The 21,888-nt window shown below is 34.4% G+C and carries 10 protein-coding genes; all 10 read left to right on the top strand.

Annotated elements, in window-relative coordinates:
• Window positions 1-162: 162 nt before the first annotated feature.
• Entirely contained in the window at window positions 163-4,305 is a 4,143-nt protein-coding gene (locus tag DMB65_RS15810; RefSeq protein WP_110307603.1) for a hybrid sensor histidine kinase/response regulator transcription factor, read from the top strand.
• Between the two features lie 586 nt (window positions 4,306-4,891).
• Window positions 4,892-7,891 (top strand): SusC/RagA family TonB-linked outer membrane protein, encoded by a 3,000-nt coding sequence (locus DMB65_RS15805; protein ID WP_110307602.1) that lies wholly within the window; start codon window positions 4,892-4,894, stop codon window positions 7,889-7,891.
• A gap of 13 nt (window positions 7,892-7,904) precedes the next feature.
• The gene (locus tag DMB65_RS15800) at window positions 7,905-9,374 is read left to right on the top strand and encodes a RagB/SusD family nutrient uptake outer membrane protein (protein WP_110307601.1); all 1,470 of its coding nucleotides are present in this window, start codon (window positions 7,905-7,907) and stop codon (window positions 9,372-9,374) included.
• Window positions 9,375-9,565: 191 nt separating this feature from the next.
• A complete protein-coding gene (locus DMB65_RS15795) occupies window positions 9,566-10,114 on the top strand; it encodes a hypothetical protein (RefSeq protein WP_123955352.1) in 549 nt (182 codons plus the stop codon).
• Between the two features lie 206 nt (window positions 10,115-10,320).
• Window positions 10,321-11,745 (top strand): vanadium-dependent haloperoxidase, encoded by a 1,425-nt coding sequence (locus tag DMB65_RS15790; protein ID WP_230470696.1) that lies wholly within the window; start codon window positions 10,321-10,323, stop codon window positions 11,743-11,745.
• Between the two features lie 21 nt (window positions 11,746-11,766).
• Entirely contained in the window at window positions 11,767-15,051 is a 3,285-nt protein-coding gene (locus DMB65_RS15785) for a VCBS repeat-containing protein (protein ID WP_110307598.1), read from the top strand.
• Window positions 15,052-15,304: 253 nt separating this feature from the next.
• Window positions 15,305-16,510 carry a hypothetical protein gene (locus DMB65_RS15780; protein WP_110307597.1) on the top strand — a complete coding sequence of 402 codons (1,206 nt, stop codon included), beginning with the start codon at window positions 15,305-15,307 and terminating at the stop codon, window positions 16,508-16,510.
• An 8-nt stretch (window positions 16,511-16,518) separates the two neighbouring features.
• Window positions 16,519-17,031 (top strand): hypothetical protein, encoded by a 513-nt coding sequence (locus tag DMB65_RS15775; RefSeq protein WP_196239576.1) that lies wholly within the window; start codon window positions 16,519-16,521, stop codon window positions 17,029-17,031.
• An 82-nt stretch (window positions 17,032-17,113) separates the two neighbouring features.
• Window positions 17,114-20,263 carry a SusC/RagA family TonB-linked outer membrane protein gene (locus tag DMB65_RS15770; protein ID WP_110307596.1) on the top strand — a complete coding sequence of 1,050 codons (3,150 nt, stop codon included), beginning with the start codon at window positions 17,114-17,116 and terminating at the stop codon, window positions 20,261-20,263.
• Window positions 20,264-20,278: 15 nt separating this feature from the next.
• On the top strand, window positions 20,279-21,727 hold the full coding sequence (locus DMB65_RS15765) for a RagB/SusD family nutrient uptake outer membrane protein (protein ID WP_110307595.1): 1,449 nt from the start codon (window positions 20,279-20,281) through the stop codon (window positions 21,725-21,727).
• Window positions 21,728-21,888: the final 161 nt, after the last annotated feature.

Raw genomic sequence — 21,888 nt, 5'->3', positions numbered from 1 at the left:
CTATCAAAAAAGGCAGGACACAACTACCTCATCTCTAATTTAGTATACAACAAATCTTACACTTAAAACATAAACAAAATTGATTTGTTAAAAATAAATAGCTGTTTTTCAATTAAAATAGTATATTTAATTCTAATTTTAATTTCACTAAACATTATATAAATGTCCCAAAAAAAATGTTTTAGAATCTGTGCCATCTTATTATTTACAATAAATTGTTTGTTTTCTCAAAATACATTTGAAAACTATCAATTTAGACTCGTCAGTAAAGAAACATCAAAAAGTGGCATTTATACCATTGCGCAGGATCGATCCGGAGTCATTTGGCTAGGAACAAACGGAGCAGGACTTTATAAATTCGATGGCGTAAATTATATTGCTTACGAACAAAATTCCAAAGTAAACAATTCTATTAACAGTAACTTGATCTATGTCGTTTATGTAGATTCACACAACCGATTGTGGGTGGGTACAGATGAAGGATTGTGCATCTATAACCGGGATTTGAATACATTTGAAAATATTGATCTTCAAAAGAAAACAGGAAAAGAAGCGGTAATATCAGTCAAAAGTATTATTGAAGATAATAATGGAAATCTTTTTTTAGGAACATTTAATGGCGGTCTATTACGGCTTAATAAAGAATCCCGAAAAATTACACCTATTAAACTTGATATGCCAAACTCAAAGAACTGCCTTATCAATTCCTTAGTCAAGGATAATGAAGGATCTGTTTATGTAGGTACTAATTTCGGCTTAAGAGTGATAGACCCTATAAAAAATAAGGTGAAAAAAGTAATCAGTCAGGACGATCAACTGCTATCCGGAAATATCGTTTCGATGTTTATTGACAGTAAACAAAATTTATGGATTGGCAACGGATATAAAGGTCTTGTCAAATTAAACTTAGATGCTAAGATCAAACAGGCTGTCTCTTATCCTATTACCGAAAAGAGAATTATGTCCATATTAGCAACAGATTCCAAAACAATACTTTGCGCGACAGAAAATGATGGGTTAATTATTGTAAACGATCAGGGTATTGTTCAAAAAAAATACACTAACAGCAAATTCAATAATCGAAGTTTAAGCTCTAATTCAGTATGGTCTTTATTTTTAGACAAAGAGAAAAGAATTTGGCTGGGTTATTATAACAAAGGCTTAGGCATTTTTGACAAGATAAACAGTAAGGTAAACATTATAGAGAGCCTGCCCGGAAATGCGCAATCCTTGCAAACCAGCTGTGTTACCGGCATCGCTAAAGACAATGAAGGTCAGCTATGGATTTCCATGGAAGGCGGAGGAGTTGATGTTTACGATCCTAAAACTAAACTTTTTAAACATATTACCAAATCAGACACCAACTTTTATTCTGGTTTAACCATTGATAATATAACAAATGTATTTATTGATAAAAATCAGAATATATGGTTATCGAGTTGGAATGAGGGCATTTTTGTTTTAAAAAAAGGAAGCAAAAAATTTATTAATTACAATACAAAAAACACCCAAAATCTGACCTCAGACAATATTATGAGTATTGCTCAGGACTCCAGAGGCGTGATCTGGATTGGCACTTTTGCAAAAGGTCTGCATTATTATACTCCTTCAGACGGCCAGTTTCACCATTGCAACTCTAAACCATTTCATACAAATGGCTTAACAAATTTGGATATCCGAAAGGTCCTGGTAGATTCTGATGATGCTGTTTGGGTTGGTTCACTTACAGGTTTGTACAAAATTAGTACAACTGATTTTGTTTCTTTTTCGGTGACATCTTTTCGGGATAAAATGTCTGAAAAACTTAAAAACCATAAAAGTACACATACCATTAACACTTTATATCAGACCAATAACAAAGAAATCTGGATTGGTACTGATGGTGCAGGATTATTTAGCTACAATAAGAAAACAGATGTACTAAAATGGTATATCAACTTTAAAGGACTTCATGAAAAATCAATTTCTTCTATTGTGGAATCTAATGACGGTTGTATCTGGTTAAGTGGAAAGAAGGGAATAACTAAACTTGATTTAGAAAAGAAAATCTCAATCAATTATTCCACATATGATGGTTTATTAGGAAATGATTTTAATAACAATTCTGTTCTAAAAGATAAAAACGGATTTCTTTATTTTGGAAGTTATGAAGGTGTAAATTATTTTAATCCGGCGAGTTTAGTTAAAAGTAAAAAACAACTCCCAATTTACCTGACAGATTTAAAGATTTTTAATAAATCAGTAGGGCCACTTGAAAAAAATTCCCCCTTAATAAAAACAATAGCAGAGACAAAAAAAATAATCCTAAAACATGATCAGTCGGTATTTACAATTGATTTCATTGCTATTAATTATTCTTTTCCTGCCAGAAATGAATTTGCTTATTATTTAGAGGGATTTGAAGATTCGTGGAATTATGTGGGCAATAAACGCTCAGCCACTTATACAAACTTAGCTCCGGGCAATTATGTTTTCAAGATTAAAGCATCAGAAAAAAATGGCGTTTGGAGTCAAAAACCATTAGAATTAAAAATTGAGATCTTACCTCCCTGGTGGAAAACATCTTTTGCTTACGTATTCTATTTTTTATTGCTGTTTGCTGGAGTTCATTTTACCAATCAATACTATCAAAATCGTTTTAAACAAAAACAAATGATAGAATTTGAACAGAAAAAAGCCATACAGATTGAAAAATTAAATAATAAAAAATTACAGTTTTTTACCAATATCTCACATGAATTCAGGACACCGCTTACTTTAATTTTAAATCCATTGGGTGATATACTTAAGAATAACAGCCCTGAATTACCAGATAGCGTGCTGAATAAATTGAAAACTATTCAAAAAAGTTCGGACAGACTTTCTAGATTAATCAATGAGTTAATGGATTTTAATCAATTGCAGTTTAACAAAATGACCATTAAACTGCAACTAATCGAAGTGATAAGTTTTACAAAAGAAATAGTCAGTTATTTTTATGAAGAAGCAATCAGCCGAGGTATTGATCTGCAGTTTGAGTCTGACAAAACCTCTTTAAAAGACTGGATTGACCCTAAAATGTTTGAAAAAATTATTTTTAATGTAATTTCAAATGCTTTTAAAGTTACTCCCGACAATGGTCAAATAAAGGTAAAAATAGTGGTGAACGAGGAATTTTTAAACTTTCCGCTGATAAATTCGACCGACAATTATCCCTCTTTTGAGATTATGATTGAAGATACCGGAGCAGGACTTGACAAAAAAGATATTAAGAGAATATTTGATCGTTTTTATCAGGTTAACAACTTAAACAAAGCCTATTATGGAAGTACCGGAATAGGATTGGAAGTAGTTCGCGGATTTGTGGAATTACATAAAGGAATCATAGAAGTAGATAGTGAATTGGGAGTAGGCACGACTTTTAAACTGGTTTTCCCGGTTGGAAAGAATTTTTTTAATGAAAACGAAATATTGCTTGAGGAATTTAAAAAGGAGAAAAAAATAAGTTACACGCCCATAATTGAAAAAAAAGAGAATCAATCACAGGATCATCAGGAACAACAAGATCGGATTTATACCATTTTAATTGTCGAAGACAATGTAGAACTGCGAAATTATTTAAAAAATGAACTCAAAAAAGAATATAAAGTTTTAGTCGCTGAAAATGGTCAGGTTGGTTTCGAATTAGCTTTGCAAAAACTCCCGGATCTGATTTTAACAGATGTAATTATGCCTGTCATGAGTGGTTTAGAATTGTGCAAAAACATTAAAGCCGATTTAAAAACCAGTCACATTCCGCTTATGATGTTATCTGCAAAAGCCTTAATTAAAGATAAATTAGAAGGGATTGATTCTGGTGCAGACATGTATTTGAGCAAACCTTTTGATATGGATATTTTAAGATCCAGCCTGACGCAATTAATTAACAGCAGGCAAATTATGTTTAATAAATTCTATAACGGAATAACGCCAAAAGCAAAAGAAAAAACCACCACTTTAGATAATGAATTCATAAAAAACATCCTGACTTACGTAAATGAGAACATTAATGAAACTGAATTAAGTGTTGAAGTTTTGGCTTCGAAAGTTTTTTTGAGCAGAAGCCAGTTGTATAGAAAAATTAAAACCCTAACAGGGGTCTCTGTAAATGAATTTATACGAAATGTCCGCTTAGAAAAGGCAAAAGAATTAATAGAACTTGGCAATGATAATATAACCGAAATTAGCTTTAAGGTAGGTTTTAGCTCTCCCTCCTATTTTACAAAATGCTATAAAGAAAAATACGGCCAACTGCCTACACACAATAATAAAAAAATAGGTTCATAAAGCATGCATAAAGACGGTTTATACCGTCTTTATTTTTTTCTTAATAAAAAATTAAAACTTCTTTAATTATCAAAAAACAACAAATAAGATCAAGTTGATTTTTTGTTTTTTACTTCTTTCAAATCAATTTCCTACAATTACACAATCCATACTAATACTGATTATTTTTTTAAATAGTGAAAAAAATACAGATCAATATTGATAATATCAGATTTATATTTTCTTTTAAAAATTGCCTCAAAACACTGAATATGGCAGTTTTGTAATCAACATGCTACAAAATTGATAGTTTTTGCATCATTTTTAATATGTGAAATTTATGTTAAGGTCTATTTTTGGATTAACAATATTAAACAAACTCAAATCATTATTAACCATTCTTTAAAAAAAATTATACATGAACTAAAAACCAATTCATTTATTGAATACTATTTAAATCAAAAAGATAAACAATAAAACAGGATTTGAAAATAGGATCAAGAACACAACTCTTACTGATTTCTAAAATTTAAAATCTAAATAGTATTCAATACAACAACAAATTTTACAACCAAACGATTATTTAACTAAACAAAACCAATTAACTATGATGTTAAAAATAAAATTTGCAATAATCGCATTGCTGATAATTAGCACTCAAAATGTAATGGCACAATCAAAAACCATAAAGGGAGTGGTAACTGATCCTTCAGGGGTTCCGTTGCCGGGTGCCAGTATTAATGTACAAGGAACTAATAATAGTGCATCAACAGACTTTGATGGAAATTATGCTTTACAAGGAGTTAATGCAACAGACAAAATTACCTATTCTTACGTTGGACTGACTTCACAAACGATCACTGTTGGAGACCAGACCGTGATTAATATTAAATTAGCAGAATCTACACAAACCTTAAATGAAGTTGTTATTGCATACGGTTCTCAAAAGAAAGATAAAGTGACAGGAGCAATTTCTACTGTAAATTCAAAAGATATCGTCGCCGTACCAATAACGAATGCAGAGTCTGCCTTACAAGGCAGGGCGGCGGGTGTCACTGTTATAGCAGGAGGTTCTCCAGGTAGCAACCCTACAGTATTAATTCGTGGATTAGGCACATTAAACAACAACGCACCTTTGTATGTAATTGATGGTGTAACAGCCAGTAATTTATCAGGACTAAGCCCTAATGATATTGAAAGTATGTCTGTCCTGAAGGACGCATCTACCACAGCGTTGTATGGTTCACAAGCATTTAATGGAGTAATTGTAGTAACTACTAAAAAAGGTAAAAAAGGTGCAGGTCAACTTAACTTCAATACTTATACCGGTTTTCAAACCATTACCAAAAGATATGATGTTTTAAATACAGAACAATATGTTAAGTTCGCTAGTGAACTAGGTGTTGATATTGCTGCACGTGCTGCATCTTTTGGAAATCAGACGGTAGATTACCAGGATGAAATTTTTCAAACAGGTCTAATGCAAGATTATAATTTGAGCTTTTCAAATGGAACAGAAACCTCCTCAAGCCGTTACTCTGCTGAAATTTTAAAACAAGATGGAGCAGTTATTAATACTGGTTTTGAACGTTATTCATTTAGAGCCAACAACAGTCAAAAAATAGGGAAATTAGAGTTAGGTAGTAATATTGGGGTTTCTTTTAGCAAAAGAAATGCTGAGCGAACAGGAACAGGAAGAACATTACTTGAACACGCAATCAAAGCAGCTCCTTATTTGCCCATTTATAATGCAGATAACTTAGGAGGTTATCAAGGCCCGTCTGCTATTGATGGCCAGGATGCAGAAAATCCAGTTCGTATCCAAAACTTAGGATATGCTTATGATAAAACGATATCTATATTAGGTAATATTTATGCTGAATACGAAATCATTAAAGGATTAAAATTCAGATCTCAGGTTTCTTTGGATTATTCAAATCTTGAAGGACGTTCTTTCGTTCCTTCTTTTAGAGACGGATCTTATACCGGTCAGTCATTTGCAACAATAAACAGAAATGGAGCAAATAATCAAACAATTGTATTTGATAACAGTTTGTCTTATAAAACCACTATAGCTAACAAACACAATATTGATGCTATTCTTTTGATCGAAAAAAATGAAAATCAAAGAGGAACATCAGTAGCCAGTGGTACAAATAATATTACAAATGACGTAGATCAACTTAATAATAGTCCTTCTACAACTCTAAGTTATAAGACAAATAAATTAGGTTATGTTGCACGTATCAACTATGATTATGATGATAAATATTTACTTGCAGTTTCAGGAAGACGTGATGGTTCCTCACGTTTTGGACCTAACAATCGTTGGGGTAATTTCTACTCAGTGGCTGTAGGTTGGAATATATCCAAAGAAGCATTTATGAGCGACACTGGTTTTAGTACCTTGAAACTAAGAGGTAGTATTGGAACTACGGGTAATGATAATTTTGCTGATTACCAATATAGCGCATCGCTTCCTTCAAATTATTATTATGTAGTTAATGGCGTATCTGTAGTGGGAACTTCTTTAGGCAGAGCTGCAAATCCAGATTTAAAATGGGAGTCTAAATTAGGTAGGAATATTGGTTTGGATTTTGGCTTATTTGATGACAAATTCACAGGTACTATTGAATATTTTAATAATACAGCTAAAGATATCTTGTTTAATGTTCCGGTACCTACTTCGTTAGGGATACTTAATGATAACAGATATGAAAATATTGCTGCAGTAAATACCTCAGGATGGGAATTAAGTTTAGGTTATAACGATAGAAAAGGTGAATTTACCTGGTCTGCTAATCTAAATTTTGGGACCAGTAAAAATGAAGTAGTGGCTTTAGCACCTGGAGTAACATCTGTAATAGCAGGTGTCGTTCCAAGAGCAGGACTAGCTCAAATGTCGAGACTAACCGTTGGTGATCCATTATTTTATATGTATGGACTTGTTACTGATGGTATTTATCAAAATCAGGCAGAAGTAAATGCGGTATTTACAAAAAATCCAGGTCAAACAGCGGTAAAACCCGGAGATATTAGATTCAAGGATTTGAATGGTGATGGTGATATCACATCAGATGACAGAACAAACATTGGAAATCAGTTTCCTGATTTTACTTATGGTTTGAATTTGTCAGCAGCATATAAAAATTTTGATTTCAATTGCTTCATCAGCGGTTCTAAAGGAAGCAAAATATTTAATGCCAGTATTTTTGACTTACAAGGGATGACTCGCTTATTTAATTCAAGTACAGCAGTTTTAGACAGAGCGGTAATTGGCTCAAACGGAGCGGTAAGCAATCCAGATGCTACATTACCCAGAGCACTGGGGGCACCTCAAAACACAGCTGTTAGTGATCGATATGTTGAAGATGGTTCGTTTACGAGATTAAAGAACATCACATTGGGATATACTTTTAAAGGAACTGCGCTTGATAAATATGTTTCTAAACTAAGATTATATGCAAGTGCACAGAATTTAGTTACCTGGACTAAATATTCTGGTTTAGATCCTGAAATTGCAGGAACCGGATTCGATGCAGGAATCGATTTAGGTAGATATCCACAACCAAAATCAGTTATTTTGGGACTTGAAGTTTCATTCTAATTTAATATAAAACATGAAAAAAATATTATATATATCAATAGTGATAGCCGGAATTATTTCGATAAATTCATGCGACACAAGAGATCTAGATTTGACAAATCCAAATGAGTTGGCTCCTGATACTTACTTTACAAATGAACTTCAAATACAATCAGCAGTTAATGCAGCGTACAGTAATCTGCAAACACAAGGGCTTTATGTAAGACATAGCTTCTTTTCGCTGGATAATATGGCGCAGGACAATGAAGGAAATAGCCAGTTAGAACAAAACAAACGTTTATTCCTCAATTTTACTTTTGATTCCAGTAGTGATATTATAGAAACTTATTGGGGTTCCTGCTATTCCGGTATTGCAAAAGCCAATTTTATAATTCAAAATCAAGATAAAATTAATGCAATTCTTGAATCCCAACTAAGTCAGGTAAGAAAGAATAAATTCATTGCAGAAGCCCGATTCCTGAGAGCATATTATTATTTTCTTTTAGTATGTCGTTTTGGAGATATTCCGCTATATGACAAAACAGAATCTGTTGGTAAAGGAAGAAGTCCTAAAGCAGATGTTTATAAATTAATCGAAGAAGATTTGGATTTCGCTTCAAAAAATCTTTTGGGAAAATCCACTGAAGATAAAGGAAGAGCGACAAAAGAAGCTGCTTTTGCATATTTAGGAAAAGTGTTGTTGTATGAAAAAAAATACGATGAAGCATTAGTAGCATTTAACAATGTTACCGGATTTACTTTAGAGCCTAATTACTTTGATAATTTTACTGAAGAGAATGAGCATGGTGTAGAATCTATTTTTGAAATTGAGTTTACTGCGGCTTATACAACAGATGCGTCCAGATGGGGAGCTGCAACTTCTGGAGAAGGTCTGGCAGAACATACCTTTAGAGGGCAGGAATATGGTGTTCTGGATTGGTTTAATGTTTATCCTTCGACTCAATTACTAAATTCTTTTGAAGCTGGTGATAAGCGTTATGCAGGTAGTTTTTACAGTCCCGGAGACAGTTACAGTAATGGGACAAAAACGATGCCGGCTGCATTTAGTAATAACCGGGCTGCTGGCTGGAAAAAATACCAAAATTATTACCACCGCGATCAGGAAAATACGGATTCGGGAATCAATTTTAAAGTGATGCGCTATGCTGATGTTCTATTGATGAAAGCAGAGTGCTTAGCATTAAAAAGTGCACCAGATTTCCCAGCTGCAATTGCCCTTATAACAGAAGTCAGATCAAGAGCTGGTTTAACAACTACAATTGCAGCTAATAAAACGGCCGTATTTAATGCTATTGTACACGAACGTAAAGTAGAATTAGCAGGAGAACAAGTTCGTTTTGATGATATTATACGTTGGGGAATTGCCTCAACAGAATTAGCCGGAACAGGTTTTACAGCCGGTAAAAATGAATTATGGCCAATACCGGACAGAGAAGCTTCATCGAATTCTAATATCGTTGGGCAACAAAATCCAAATTATTAAAAAACATAAAAAATAATGTTTGGTTAGTAAGTTAGTTTTTTTGGGGGTAACAGCACACTTTTGTGTGCTGTTTTACCTTTTTTCCAACTTACTTGCTTATCAAGTCACTTTTTTGACATACCCATTTAAGAAAACAGCAATTCTGTTTAATAACAACACTTGGTAAGTAGCCATTTATTTCGATAATACCTTTGAAGCACTTAAAAAAAATAGCCACCCTTGTTTTAATCCTAACATTCTTTTACAATGTTTTAGGAATATATCTTGTGGTTAATGATCAGAAAGAGCAATCCTGGGTAAATGCAATAGAAAATACTACTGATTCTAAGTTTGAAATTTTTGAAATAAAAATAAACCCTTATGCCTATATTGTTGATTCTGGATTTGAAGAAGTAAATGAAGATGTTATCATCAACCATATTGTATATCATGTTTTTAAAAACAGAATACAAAATAATGTTTTAAAATTATATTGTATTAAAAACTCGCACAAAGAAAACTTAGATACTGGCTTGAAAAGACTGGTTGATAGTAATTTATTTGGTGAAAGTACAAATAAAGAAAATCCAACTAAAAAAACATTAAAATCCTTTATTAAAGATTATATTGACAATCCAACTATTGAGGTAATACTTAACTCAAAAATAGCAGATTGCGTTACTTCAATTGCGTGTGTACCTAAAAGCGATTTACTTTCAGGACATTTCAATACCAACTATCCTCCTCCAGACATGGTATAGCATTAACTTTTTCTTAAAAAAATCGTACTTCGGGTTTTTTATGACACTGGTCATCCACTAATGACAAAACTGTCAAAGAAAAAATTAACACTTTCTTTCAATTATTCTAATTGAAAAAACTATCAGCTATAAAAAAACCATGTAACAATATAAATATGAAAGTTTATTTAGCACTGTTTAAAGTACTTTTTTTAAGTATTTTAAATATGAATCTATATTCACAAACCCAATATAAGACTACAAATGAGCCAGTAGGAATCAATAATATTGTTTATAAGTGGTCACAAGTATCACTTCTTGCTACTGCAAATGATACTGAAATATTCAAGCCAAGACCAACAGTGACTTCCCGTTTTTTAGGACTGACCTTTGTTGCTGTTTTTGATGCCTGGAGTCGTTATGACCAAAAAGCAATTCCTGTATATTTAAAAAATACAGAAAGAAGACCTATTAAAGAACAGACACTTAAAAACAAAGAGATTGCTATTAGTTACGCTGCCTATAATGCATTATGTGAATATTATTTTTCAGACAAAGAAAAATTTGTAGCTTATATGATTGAATTAGGTTTGGATCCTAACGATAAATCATTAGATCCCAAAACACCAGCAGGAATAGGAAATTTAGCTGCAAAAGCTGTAATTGAAGCGAGAAAACACGATGGAGCAAATCAGTATGGAGAAGAAGAAGGCTCAAACGGGACACCTTATTTTAACTATGTAAATTATAATCCGGTCAATTCTCCGGACGAAATGATTGATGTAATTCATTGGCAGCCAAAATATTTTTCTGATGGAAAAGGCGGTAAATTTGCCCCTGCCTGTTCTACTCCATTTTGGAACAAAGTAAAACCTCTAGGTTTACAATCAGGAGACCAGTTTCGTCCTGTGCCACCTCCTTCATTAGATTCACAACAACTTAAAGATGAAGTCAAAGAACTAATTGATTTACAATATAACCTAACCAACGAACAAAAAGCATTGGTAGAGTTTATGCGTGATGGTCCAAAATCAGTTCAGCAGGCCGGGCATTGGCTAAAATTTGCCCAGGATGTATCCAGACGTGATAACCACACTTTAGATCAGGATGTAAAAATGTTCTTTTATAATCAGGTAACTGCTATGGATTGTTTTATAGCCTGTTGGGATGCCAAAATGTTTTATGATTTTGCACGTCCTTATGCCTTAGTTCACTACTACTACAAAGATCAAAATATTAAAGCCTGGGGCGGACCTGGTTTTGGAAATATAGAAATGAAAGGACAAGACTGGAGACCTTATTCACCAGATATATTTTTATGCCCTGCGTTTCCTGGTTATGTTTCCGGACACAGTACCATTAGTGGCGGTTGTGGCGAAGCTTTAAAATTATGGACAGGAAGTGATACTTTTGGAGAATCAGCAACCTGGAGTTCTCCGGGTGCACTGACAGAACCAGATAATATAGGAAAACCTGTTATTTTGAGATTCCCAACGTTTACAGAAACGGCTAATATGGCCGGAATTTCAAGAGTAATGGGAGGATATCATATTCAATCAGACAATATAGAAGGGCTTAAACTGGGAAGAAACGTAGCTCATGAAGTTTGGAAGTTTTACAATATCCATATAGGAAATGCAAATTATAAATAAATAGGTTCTAAAATTTAAAAAATGAAAAAATATATACTAATTGCAATTTGTATTCTGGCATTAAGCAGTTGTTCTAAAAAAGAAGATGGTGATGGAGTTCTATTTTCGGCCTTAAAACATACTGATACGGGTGTTGATTTTAGCAATAATCTTACCGAAAATGATTCTCTTAATTACTTCACTTACTCTTATATATATATGGGCGGAGGCGTTGCTACAGGTGACATTAATAATGATGGACTGCCAGATATCTTTTTTACAGGAAATCAGGTCTCCAATAAGTTGTATTTAAATAAGGGAAAACTAAAATTTGAAGATATTACCAAAAAGGCTGGTATTGAAGGTGATAACCGTTGGTACACCGGAGTCACTATGGCAGATGTAAATGGGGATGGCTTTCTTGATATTTATTGTAGTGTAGGAGGAAAATTTGGCCCCAAAAACAATGAATTGTATATCAATAATGGTAATAGCACTTTTACTGAAAAAGCAAAAGAATATGGTATTGATGATATTGGAAATAGTGTTCAGGGTACCTTTTTTGATTATGATAAAGATGGCGATCTGGATTTATTCGTAGCAAATTATCCCCCTACAAAATTCAGCTCACCAACCTTCGCTTATGTACAAATGATGAACCATGTCAAAGACGAAGAATCGGGGCATTTGTATCGAAACGATGGCAATAAATTTACTAATGTTACTGAAGAAGCGGGCGTAAAAGCTTATGGTTTGTCATTAAGCGCCACAATTGGGGATCTTAACAATGACAGCTGGCCTGACATATATGTTTCAAATGATTTCAACTCACCAGATTTCATGTACATCAATAATCAGGATGGCACTTTTAAAGAAGTTGTAAAGCAGGCTACAGCGCATAACTCTTTCTACGGAATGGGAGCTGATATTTCTGATTTTAACAATGATGGTAACTTAGATTTTTTTCAGGTTGATATGGATGCCAAAGACAACCGTCGTAAAAAAGCAAATATGTCAAGTATGAATCCACAACTTTTTTGGGATGTTGTGGATGCGGGATTTAATTACCAATATATGCACAATTGCATGCAGCTAAATACAGGAGTTAATGAAAACGGAATACCCCATTTTGGAAACATATCCCGTATTACAGGAACTTCATCAACTGACTGGAGCTGGGGGCCTTTATTTGCTGATTTTGATAATGACGGAAATAAAGATTTGTTTGTAAGCAACGGAACCCGAAGAGAAATCAACAATAATGATTTCTTTCATAAAGTAGAAAGACAAAATTTAGAACCCAAAGATTTACTAAAAATATCCCAGGAAATCCCCTCTGAGAAAATTGATAACTTTATGTTTCAAAATAAAGGAAACCTAAATTTTGAGCAGGTGAACAAAAAATGGGGAATTGAATATAAAGGATTCTCAAATGGTGTTGCCTATAGCGATTTAGATAACGATGGCGATTTAGACCTGGTGATAAACAATATCGATGATTATGCCTCTGTTTTTGAAAATTCAAGTTCTAAAATCAATAATTACATCAAAGTAAAATTTAAAGGAAATTCAAAAAACACTTTTGGATTAGGGAATCGTGTTTATATAAAAACAAAAAAAGGAACTCAAATGCAAGAGCTGACTTTAACAAGGGGATTTCAGTCAGCTGTGGCACCAGAATTGCATTTTGGGCTTGCAAGAGACAAACTTATCGCCGAAGTAAAGGTAGTCTGGACTAACGGCAAAATACAGAAACTATATAATGTAAAAGTAAACCAGACACTTGTTTTTAAAGAACTGGATGCTAAAGAGGAAACAGCAGCAAAAACAATGACCAAAACGCCATTATTTACAAATGAAAATGGAGTATTTCCTGTTTTTAAACATGAAGAAAACAAATACGATGATTTTAAAGATCAGGTCTTGCTGCCTCATAAAATGTCTACTTTTGGACCAACTATTACTGTAGGTGATTTAAATAAAGATGGCCTTGATGATTATTTCATTGGAGGTTCTGCTACTTATCCCGGAAAAATATTTTTACAAACTTCAAAAGGTTTTGCAGAAAAGAAAATTCAGGCACTTGAAGAAGATAAATTCAGTGAAGATACAGGTGCATTGATTTTTGATGCAGATAATGACGGCGATAATGACTTATATGTAGTAAGCGGCGGTTATGAATTTTTGATAAACGATTCAAAATTACAAGATCGATTATACCTCAATAACGGAAAAGGAGATTTTACCAAAGCTCCAAAAGGAGTACTGCCAACCATGCTGATCAGTGGTTCAAGAGTGTATGCTATTGACTACGATAAAGATGGAAAACAAGATCTTTTGGTATTAGGAAGACAGGTTCCGGGCCAATATCCTTCACCAACCACAACTTATTTGTTACACAACACAGGCACTCCAACGCAGCCTAAATTTGAAGTTTCTAAAAACGCACCCAAAGAGTTCGTTAATTTAGGCATGGCAACAAGTGCTGTAGTTACCGATTTTAATAATGATACATTAGACGATATTATTGTCGTTGGTGAATGGATGCCAATACGCATTTTTCAAAATACCAAATCAGGTTTTAAAGAAGTAACAAAAAAAATGGGGCTCAATGATGACACTACCGGCTGGTGGTGGAGCATTCAGCAGGGTGATTTTGACAAGGATGGTGACATGGATTACATTGTTGGAAATAACGGTTTAAATTATAAATACCAGGCAACCCCGGATGAAACTTTTGATATTTTTGTAAAAGATTTTGATAATGACAAACACAAGGATATCGTGTTGAGTTATTATAATGATGGTAAGCAGTATCCTGTGCGTGGCCGTGGCTGTTCGTCGCAGCAAATCCCGAACATTAAAAAGAAATTCAAGGACTACGAAAGTTTTTCACAGGCTACTCTGGTTGATGTATATACAGAAAAATCTCTCGAAGAAGCCTTGCATTATAAGGTCAAATCATTTGCCAGCATTTATTTAGAAAACAAAAAAGGCAAATTTGTCATTCACCAACTACCTATTGAAGCGCAGCTTAGCTGTATCAATCAAATAATGGTCGATGATTATGATAAGGATGGCAAACTTGATGCATTAATTACAGGCAATATGTTCAATTCTGAGGTAGAGACTCCTAGAAATGATGCCGGACACGGATTGTTTTTAAAAGGAAACGGTAAAGGTGCTTTTATACCTGTTACAGCTGTACAAAGTGGATTTTTCACTCCCGGAGATGTTAAAAACATGGAGAGAATTAAGGTAAAAGAGAAAAACTATCTTTTGGTCACTAAAAACAATTCATTTTTGCAAAGCATCAGAATTAATTAACAGTTTAATATAAACCTGTTATGAAAATTGTTGTTGTCTAAATTGGAGTAAAATATCGGTTTTCTAATCTCTTATAAACTTTCTTCAATTGCAAATGTACATTAAAACAATACTGACAAGATCAAATAATGATCTTGTCAGGAATTGTTTTCTCTAAAATTTAGCCATTATTTTTATTCCAATCATTGAATCATCTTCTGAAAAACAAATCCAGCCGGAAAGTTTCATTTTTAGGATTAAAACAATCAAAATCATGAAAAAAATACCATCATTATATACTGCGTTTATTTTTATAACATTTATTTCAATCGCTTTTCATATACAAAAACTTACTGCTCAGGGTTGCGTAGCTGTTCGTCAAATGGGAGGACTTTATATGAATTCTGCCAGTTCTTATAATCTGAACAAAGGTGAATTTCAGGTAGGGACGAATTACCGTTATTTTCATTCCTGGAGACACTTTGTTGGTAAAGAAGAACAATTAGAACGTCAGACTTCTGGCGGAGGTCATGACGAGAACGGTGTAGAGAGAGGAAATGCCGTAAATATTTATTCGCATGCGGTAGATTTCAATTTTTCGTACGGATTGACCAACAGAATCCAGATAAATGCTACTTTTCCTTATGTACATAATGAGCGCTCTCAGATCCTAAGGCAAACAATCCCTGTAAAAGACACCCTTCGATATAGCGTATTTGCACAAGGTTTTGCAGATGCGAGGCTAAGTGTAAACTACTGGTTTTTTGATCCAAAAACAGCCCATAAAGGTAATTTAATGCTGGGATTGGGATTAAAATTAAATACAGGAAGCCATGATAAGATGGATGATGCGCCCCAGGCTGATGGAACAACAAAAAGCGTGGTAATGGACCAGGCAATTCAGCCCGGTGATGGCGGAGTTGGAGTTTCAGCAGAAGCACAAATATTCAGACAACTGACAGGACGCCTGTACGGATTTGCCAACGGATATTATTTATTTAGCCCTAAAGAATCAAATGGTACATTTAAATCGGCTCCAAAAGCAGGTTTAGAGGGTTATGAGATTTATGCCAGCCCTGACCAATATTTCGCAAGGGCTGGTGTATCAGCAGGGGTAGACAAAAAAGAAAATTTTAATGTTTCGCTTGCCGGCAGAATTGAAGGTATTCCTGCTTATGATGCTTTTGGAGGACAAGTGGCTTATCGTCGCCCCGGATATGTCATAGCAATAGAATACGGTTTTTCTTACCATATTAACAAACATAATTTTAGCTTGTTTATTCCTTATAATATTGTAAAAAACCGTATTCAGAGTGCTGCAGATATTGCTAGCCAAAATTTACAAAATTCGGTTATTACTGATCCTTCCAAATATGTTCATGTTCAGGGGGATGCAGCTTTTGCAGATTATTCAGTTAATTTGGGATATTCTTACCGCTTTCATTCAGGAAAAAAAATAAAAGTAATTACGCCTAATTAAACCATGATATGAAAACTACTTTTAACTTTTTCTATTTCTTATTAAGTGATAAAATAGGAAAACACGGTGTCAGTTTAATGCGCATAGCACTATCTATAATTTACATTTGGTTTGGAGTCCTGAAGATATTCGGAATCAGCCCGGCTGGTGATTTAGTAGAGAAAACCGTTTTTTGGTTTAAACCCGAATTTTTCATTCCAATACTCGGAGTTTGTGAAGTCTTTATAGGATTAGGTTTGCTTATCAGAAAATGGATTCCGAAAACTATATTACTGCTTTTACTACACATGACAGCAACGCTAACTCCTATTTTCATACTGCAATCCAGTTGTTTTGAGATTTTTCCTTACGAACCTACGCTGACTGGTCAATACATTATCAAAAATCTTGTTTTGGTTGCGGGAGCGCTTGTCATCTCCGGAAAATACAATAAAGATTATTATACGGCAATGTGTTTGAAAAAAGAGCAGCAAAAATTCGCAGCAAACCTTCAAACCGGCAACCATCAAATTATAAAATAATAATAAGATGCTTTCAGATAGCTATCCTTATAAGTTAGCCAGCTACTTCTGAATTTAAATTTTAAAACCAATACTTAGAGATATGTTATTAGAAAAACATTTAAAATTAACACTCTGTTTTCTCTTTTTGCTTACAGCACAACTCTATGCGCAGCAGCAAAATCTGAAAGGAAAAATTGTGGATGCAAAAGACAATATACCATTAATTGGTGCAACAGTTCAGTCAGAAACTGAAGAGACTATTACCAATGAAGATGGGGAATTTGTTCTTCAAAATCAAAAATTACCATTTACAGTAAAAATAAATTATATCGGATATGCTGCACAGGAAATTGTGATACGTTCTTTTGATATATTAAAAGTAAAACTGCTAAAAGACTCTAATCAATTAGATGAAGTCCTGATTTCGAGCGGATATTTGTCTCAAAAAAAAACGGAGTTTTCAGGTTCCGTTTCCACAATTTCAGCAAAACAATTACAAAACAGACCTTCTACCAGCTTCGATCAGTTATTAGGTGGTCAGGGAACCGGAATCGATGTGATCCAATCTACAAGCGTATTAAACAATACACCTGTAATACGGGTTCGGGGCTTAAATACCATTACTTCGGGACTTTTTCCTTTAATTGTGGTAGATGGTGTCGCTGTTTTTACCGGATCTCTGGGTGGATTTGTTGGTAATAACCCGCTATCAGCAATCAATCCGAATGATATTGCTTCTGTCGATGTCCTTAAAGACGCCTCTGCTTCTGCCATATATGGCTCCAGAGCTGCAAATGGCGTCATGGTAATTACTACCAAAAAAGGTAAAAAAGGCAAAACCAGATTTAATTACAACAGTTGGTTCAGTAGAAGCACACCCTATAATTTGCCTAAATTATTAAATGCCGAAGATTATACCATGATAAAAAATGAAGCACTGGTCAATGCAGGCAAAGCACCCGGTTTTTTTCTTTCTAAAAATGCTGACGGAAGTACCGTAAATACAAATTGGTATGATGTAGCTTATGAACCAGGGTATTCCAGCAATCACAATATTAATATTTCGGGAGCCAATGAAACAACACAGTATTATTTCTCCTTAGACTATACCAACCAAAACAGTTTTATAAAAAACAACACCTTTCAAAATTACATGACACGGCTAAACATCAGTCATGAACTGAATAAGTTTATTAGGGCCGGAGTTAATCTTTCTTACAGCAATGCAAAAAATGCAGGTCCAAATACCGGTGCTGTTGCAGGTAACACCCTGTCTTCCTCAACTTATAACACAGAGTATATTACCAATGAACCTTTAGGAAGGATGACGTATGTTTTGCCTCCCAATGTACCCGTTTACAATCCGGATGGATCTTATAGTATACAAAATGGAATCAGTGTTGGCTATGGTGCCAATATCCCGTCTATCATTGGTACCATTAATGCCTACAATTTGGCAATGGTCCAGGAGCTAGATTTGACTACTTCTATTAGCAAATCACTTTTAGGGAATGTATATGCAGAATTTGATATTGCTAAAAAGGTAACTTTCAGAACCAGTTTTGGTTTGAATACTATCGGACTTGAAAACAAGTTGTTTTTAAATCCAATTCACGGAGGAGGAGCATCTTACAACGGTGTGGCAACCAACATAGCGACCGATTTATCAAGAACTGATTGGGCAAATACTATTTCATATAAAAATTCTTTTAATGAAAACCACAATTTCATGATTCTGGCTGGTTATGAAAGAATTAAAACCACCTTGGAGAGTTGGGGAGCCTCTCAAAGTAATGTAACAGACACCTATTATAAAAATTATCAGGGAAGTTATGCTAATATTTCACCTATAGGAAACGATCTTTCAGAAAATGCCCTGATATCTTATTTTACCAACTTAAACTACAATTATAAAAACAAATATTTCCTGACTTTAAATTACAGGATTGATGGTTTATCAGCATTATCTGAAGGAAATAAATACGGCAATTTTGGTGGAGGCTCTGTAAGCTGGAACCTGATGGAAGAATCCTTTTTTAATGGTTCAAAATTAAAAGGTTTTCTGAATAACTTAAAACTCAGGGCCAGTTATGGCATTGTAGGAAACAGCGAAATAGGAAACTATCCTGCTATCGGGACTTACAGTTCATCTACTTATGGCGGTGCTCCAACTTTGGGATATTCTCAAACTGCCAATCCTGATCTAAAATGGGAAACGAGTTCGAAACTCGATTTAGGATTAAATTTCGCCATGTTAAACAATCGTATTTCGGTTGAGTTTGATTATTACAATAATAAAATCAGGGATTTGATCCTGAAAACACCTCAGGCACTTTCAGCCGGAATTCCAAATAATTATATCAACGAAAATGTTGGCGGGATGTACAACACGGGATATGAAATCGGGATTAATGCACTTGCTGTTACTACGGGAAATTTTAATTGGAATGTTAATTTAAATCTTTCCACTCTTAAAAATAAAGTCACTTCACTAGCGAGTGATGTATTTGTACCCAGTGTATTTGGAGTACAAAATATGACACGGGTGGGCTATTCTATCGGATCTGTTTTTGCAGTGCCCAATAAAGGTGTAAATCCGGAAAACGGTCAAATGATTTTTATCAACAGCCAAGGCAAAGAAGTGCAGTACAATCATATTGGTTCTCCCAAATGGACGTATCTCGACGGCAATGCTGCTCCGGCAATAGACAATTATAAAGATGGGGTAATACAGGGACCTTCATTGCCAAAACTATTTGGGGGATTCAACAACACTTTCAGTTATAAAAATTTTGTTTTAGCTGTGAACCTGACTTTTGCCCAGGGAAATAAACTCTACAATGGAACACGGGCCACCAATTCAGATCAGCGTTATTTTAACAATGGCGAATTTATTAAGAACAGATGGACAACTCCCGGTCAGATTACTGATGTACAAAAGCTTTATTATGGCGATAATGTTTCGGCAGGCTTTTCATTTTCAAGTACTTCAAAAGTAGAAGATGGTTCTTTTGTAAAACTTAAAAATATTTCTTTAGGCTATACTGTACCTCTTGAAGCTTCCTTTCTAAAAAACACATTTAGCTCTGTTTATGTGTATTTACAAGGAAACAATTTGTACACTTTTACCAAATACAGAGGCTCCGACCCTGAGGTTTCCATCAACGGAAACTCTATTAATTCCGGAAAGGATCAAAACGTCCCGCCTAATGCCCAGGTCTATACTCTAGGTCTTAATATTGGATTTTAATCAAAAATAAAAAAAATGAAAAAATATATTTTAATCAGCTGGGCTATTCTAATATTTACCTCAGCCTGCAATGACGATTTATTAGACACTGAGCCTGAAACCAGTATTCCCGAATCAATTGCGTTTAGCACACCGGCTAAAATTTTGGCTCAGACGAATAATTTATACAAGCAATTGCAAAATCAAAGTTTCTATGGTGGACGATTCATTGTTTTTAATGAACAGCGAGCCGATCAGTTTGGTCAGAATGACGGAAATGCGGCAACTGGTTCTGCTGTGTGGAATCAAAATGTGGCCTCCACAAATGATTTTGTAAACAATGTCTGGGCAGTTGGATATGCAGCTATTAATGCTTCAAATATTCTAATCAGCAAAATGAATGAAACCACGGTGATTTCAAAAGAACAGGCCAAAAACTATATTGCCGAAGCCAAATTTGTTCGCGCTTTTTGCTATTTCAGTTTGATTCAAACCTATGCCAAGCCCTATAATCAGGACAAAAATTCTTTAGGTTTGCCTTTGCGTTTAACACCGGTTACAACTTCGGGAAATAATGATTTGGCCAGAAGTTCTGTCGAAATGGTGTACACTCAAATCCTGAAAGATTTAGATGAAGCCGAAACAGATTTACCTGTGAGCTATACCACTCCACTACTCAATACCTCCAGAGCAAAAAAGTGTACAGCAATTGCCTTAAAAACAAGGGTTTTATTGGTTCAGAATAACTTTGAAAGGGTGATAGCAGAATCTAAAAAAATCGTTTCTCCTACCCTGCCTTTTCAATATACAGAAGGAACTTTAACCCAAAAATTAGAAACTAATTATACTGCTATTTTTGGAGGAAATTATACAGGGACAGAAGCCGTTTTCTCTATTCCTTTTGCAAATTCTACAACTGAAACACCTTCTGCCCAATATTCTTTGGCTTATAATTATTTAGCACAGCCCATTATCTTTTTAGCAGCTGCAGGAATTGTTAGTGATCCGGCATTCAATTCCGGTACTGATGCCCGTTCAGCTCTTATTGGAACCAGTGCGGCTAATCAAAAAGTACTAAAAAAATTCAGTGTTACAACGGCCCCCTTCAGAGATTATGTGCCTGTAATACGCTATGCAGAAATACTACTGAATTATGCCGAAGCAGCAGCCCATATAAATGATTTAGAAACATCAAAGGCCTTGCTGAAAGCGGTAAGAAATCGTGCAGATCCGGGTTATGTTTTTCCGGAAAATGAGATGGCAACAAAAGAAGCCCTTATTACAACCATTCAAAAAGAAAGAGATATTGAACTTTTAGGAGAAGGGTTCCGATTAATGGATTTACAAAGAAAAGTACAGACCTTACCCGCAAAAAAAGGATCTATAGGTACAGCTCCTTTGGTCTTGCCAACCAGCAGTAACTATATCTGGCCGATACCAAGCGGGGAAATTTCGACCAATCATTTGATGGTGCCTAATCCTTAAAAACACAAAAAACTCATCAGATATGACGTAAAATATTTACCGTAAACAAGGCCCGGGATGGATTTTTTATCAAGCTTTAAAAAATTAGCTTTTTTTCCTTCAAGTCTGCTTCATTTATTATATAAAATGCTCGATTTGTATGATTCCTATTGCTTGTCATT

This window comes from Flavobacterium cheongpyeongense (genome assembly GCF_003202435.1).
In the GTDB taxonomy this organism is placed as follows: domain Bacteria; phylum Bacteroidota; class Bacteroidia; order Flavobacteriales; family Flavobacteriaceae; genus Flavobacterium; species Flavobacterium cheongpyeongense.
This window is presented reverse-complemented; position numbering and strand designations above follow the sequence as displayed.

Excerpts from the sequence above, each read along its gene's own strand:
- DMB65_RS15810 (WP_110307603.1), top strand. The coding sequence starts at position 163 with ATGTCCCAAAAAAAATGTTTTAGAATCTGTGCCATCTTATTATTTACA.
- DMB65_RS15805 (WP_110307602.1), top strand. The coding sequence starts at position 4,892 with ATGATGTTAAAAATAAAATTTGCAATAATCGCATTGCTGATAATTAGC.
- DMB65_RS15800 (WP_110307601.1), top strand. The coding sequence starts at position 7,905 with ATGAAAAAAATATTATATATATCAATAGTGATAGCCGGAATTATTTCG.
- DMB65_RS15790 (WP_230470696.1), top strand. The coding sequence starts at position 10,321 with ATGAATCTATATTCACAAACCCAATATAAGACTACAAATGAGCCAGTA.
- DMB65_RS15785 (WP_110307598.1), top strand. The coding sequence starts at position 11,767 with ATGAAAAAATATATACTAATTGCAATTTGTATTCTGGCATTAAGCAGT.
- DMB65_RS15780 (WP_110307597.1), top strand. The coding sequence starts at position 15,305 with ATGAAAAAAATACCATCATTATATACTGCGTTTATTTTTATAACATTT.
- DMB65_RS15775 (WP_196239576.1), top strand. The coding sequence starts at position 16,519 with ATGAAAACTACTTTTAACTTTTTCTATTTCTTATTAAGTGATAAAATA.
- DMB65_RS15770 (WP_110307596.1), top strand. The coding sequence starts at position 17,114 with ATGTTATTAGAAAAACATTTAAAATTAACACTCTGTTTTCTCTTTTTG.
- DMB65_RS15765 (WP_110307595.1), top strand. The coding sequence starts at position 20,279 with ATGAAAAAATATATTTTAATCAGCTGGGCTATTCTAATATTTACCTCA.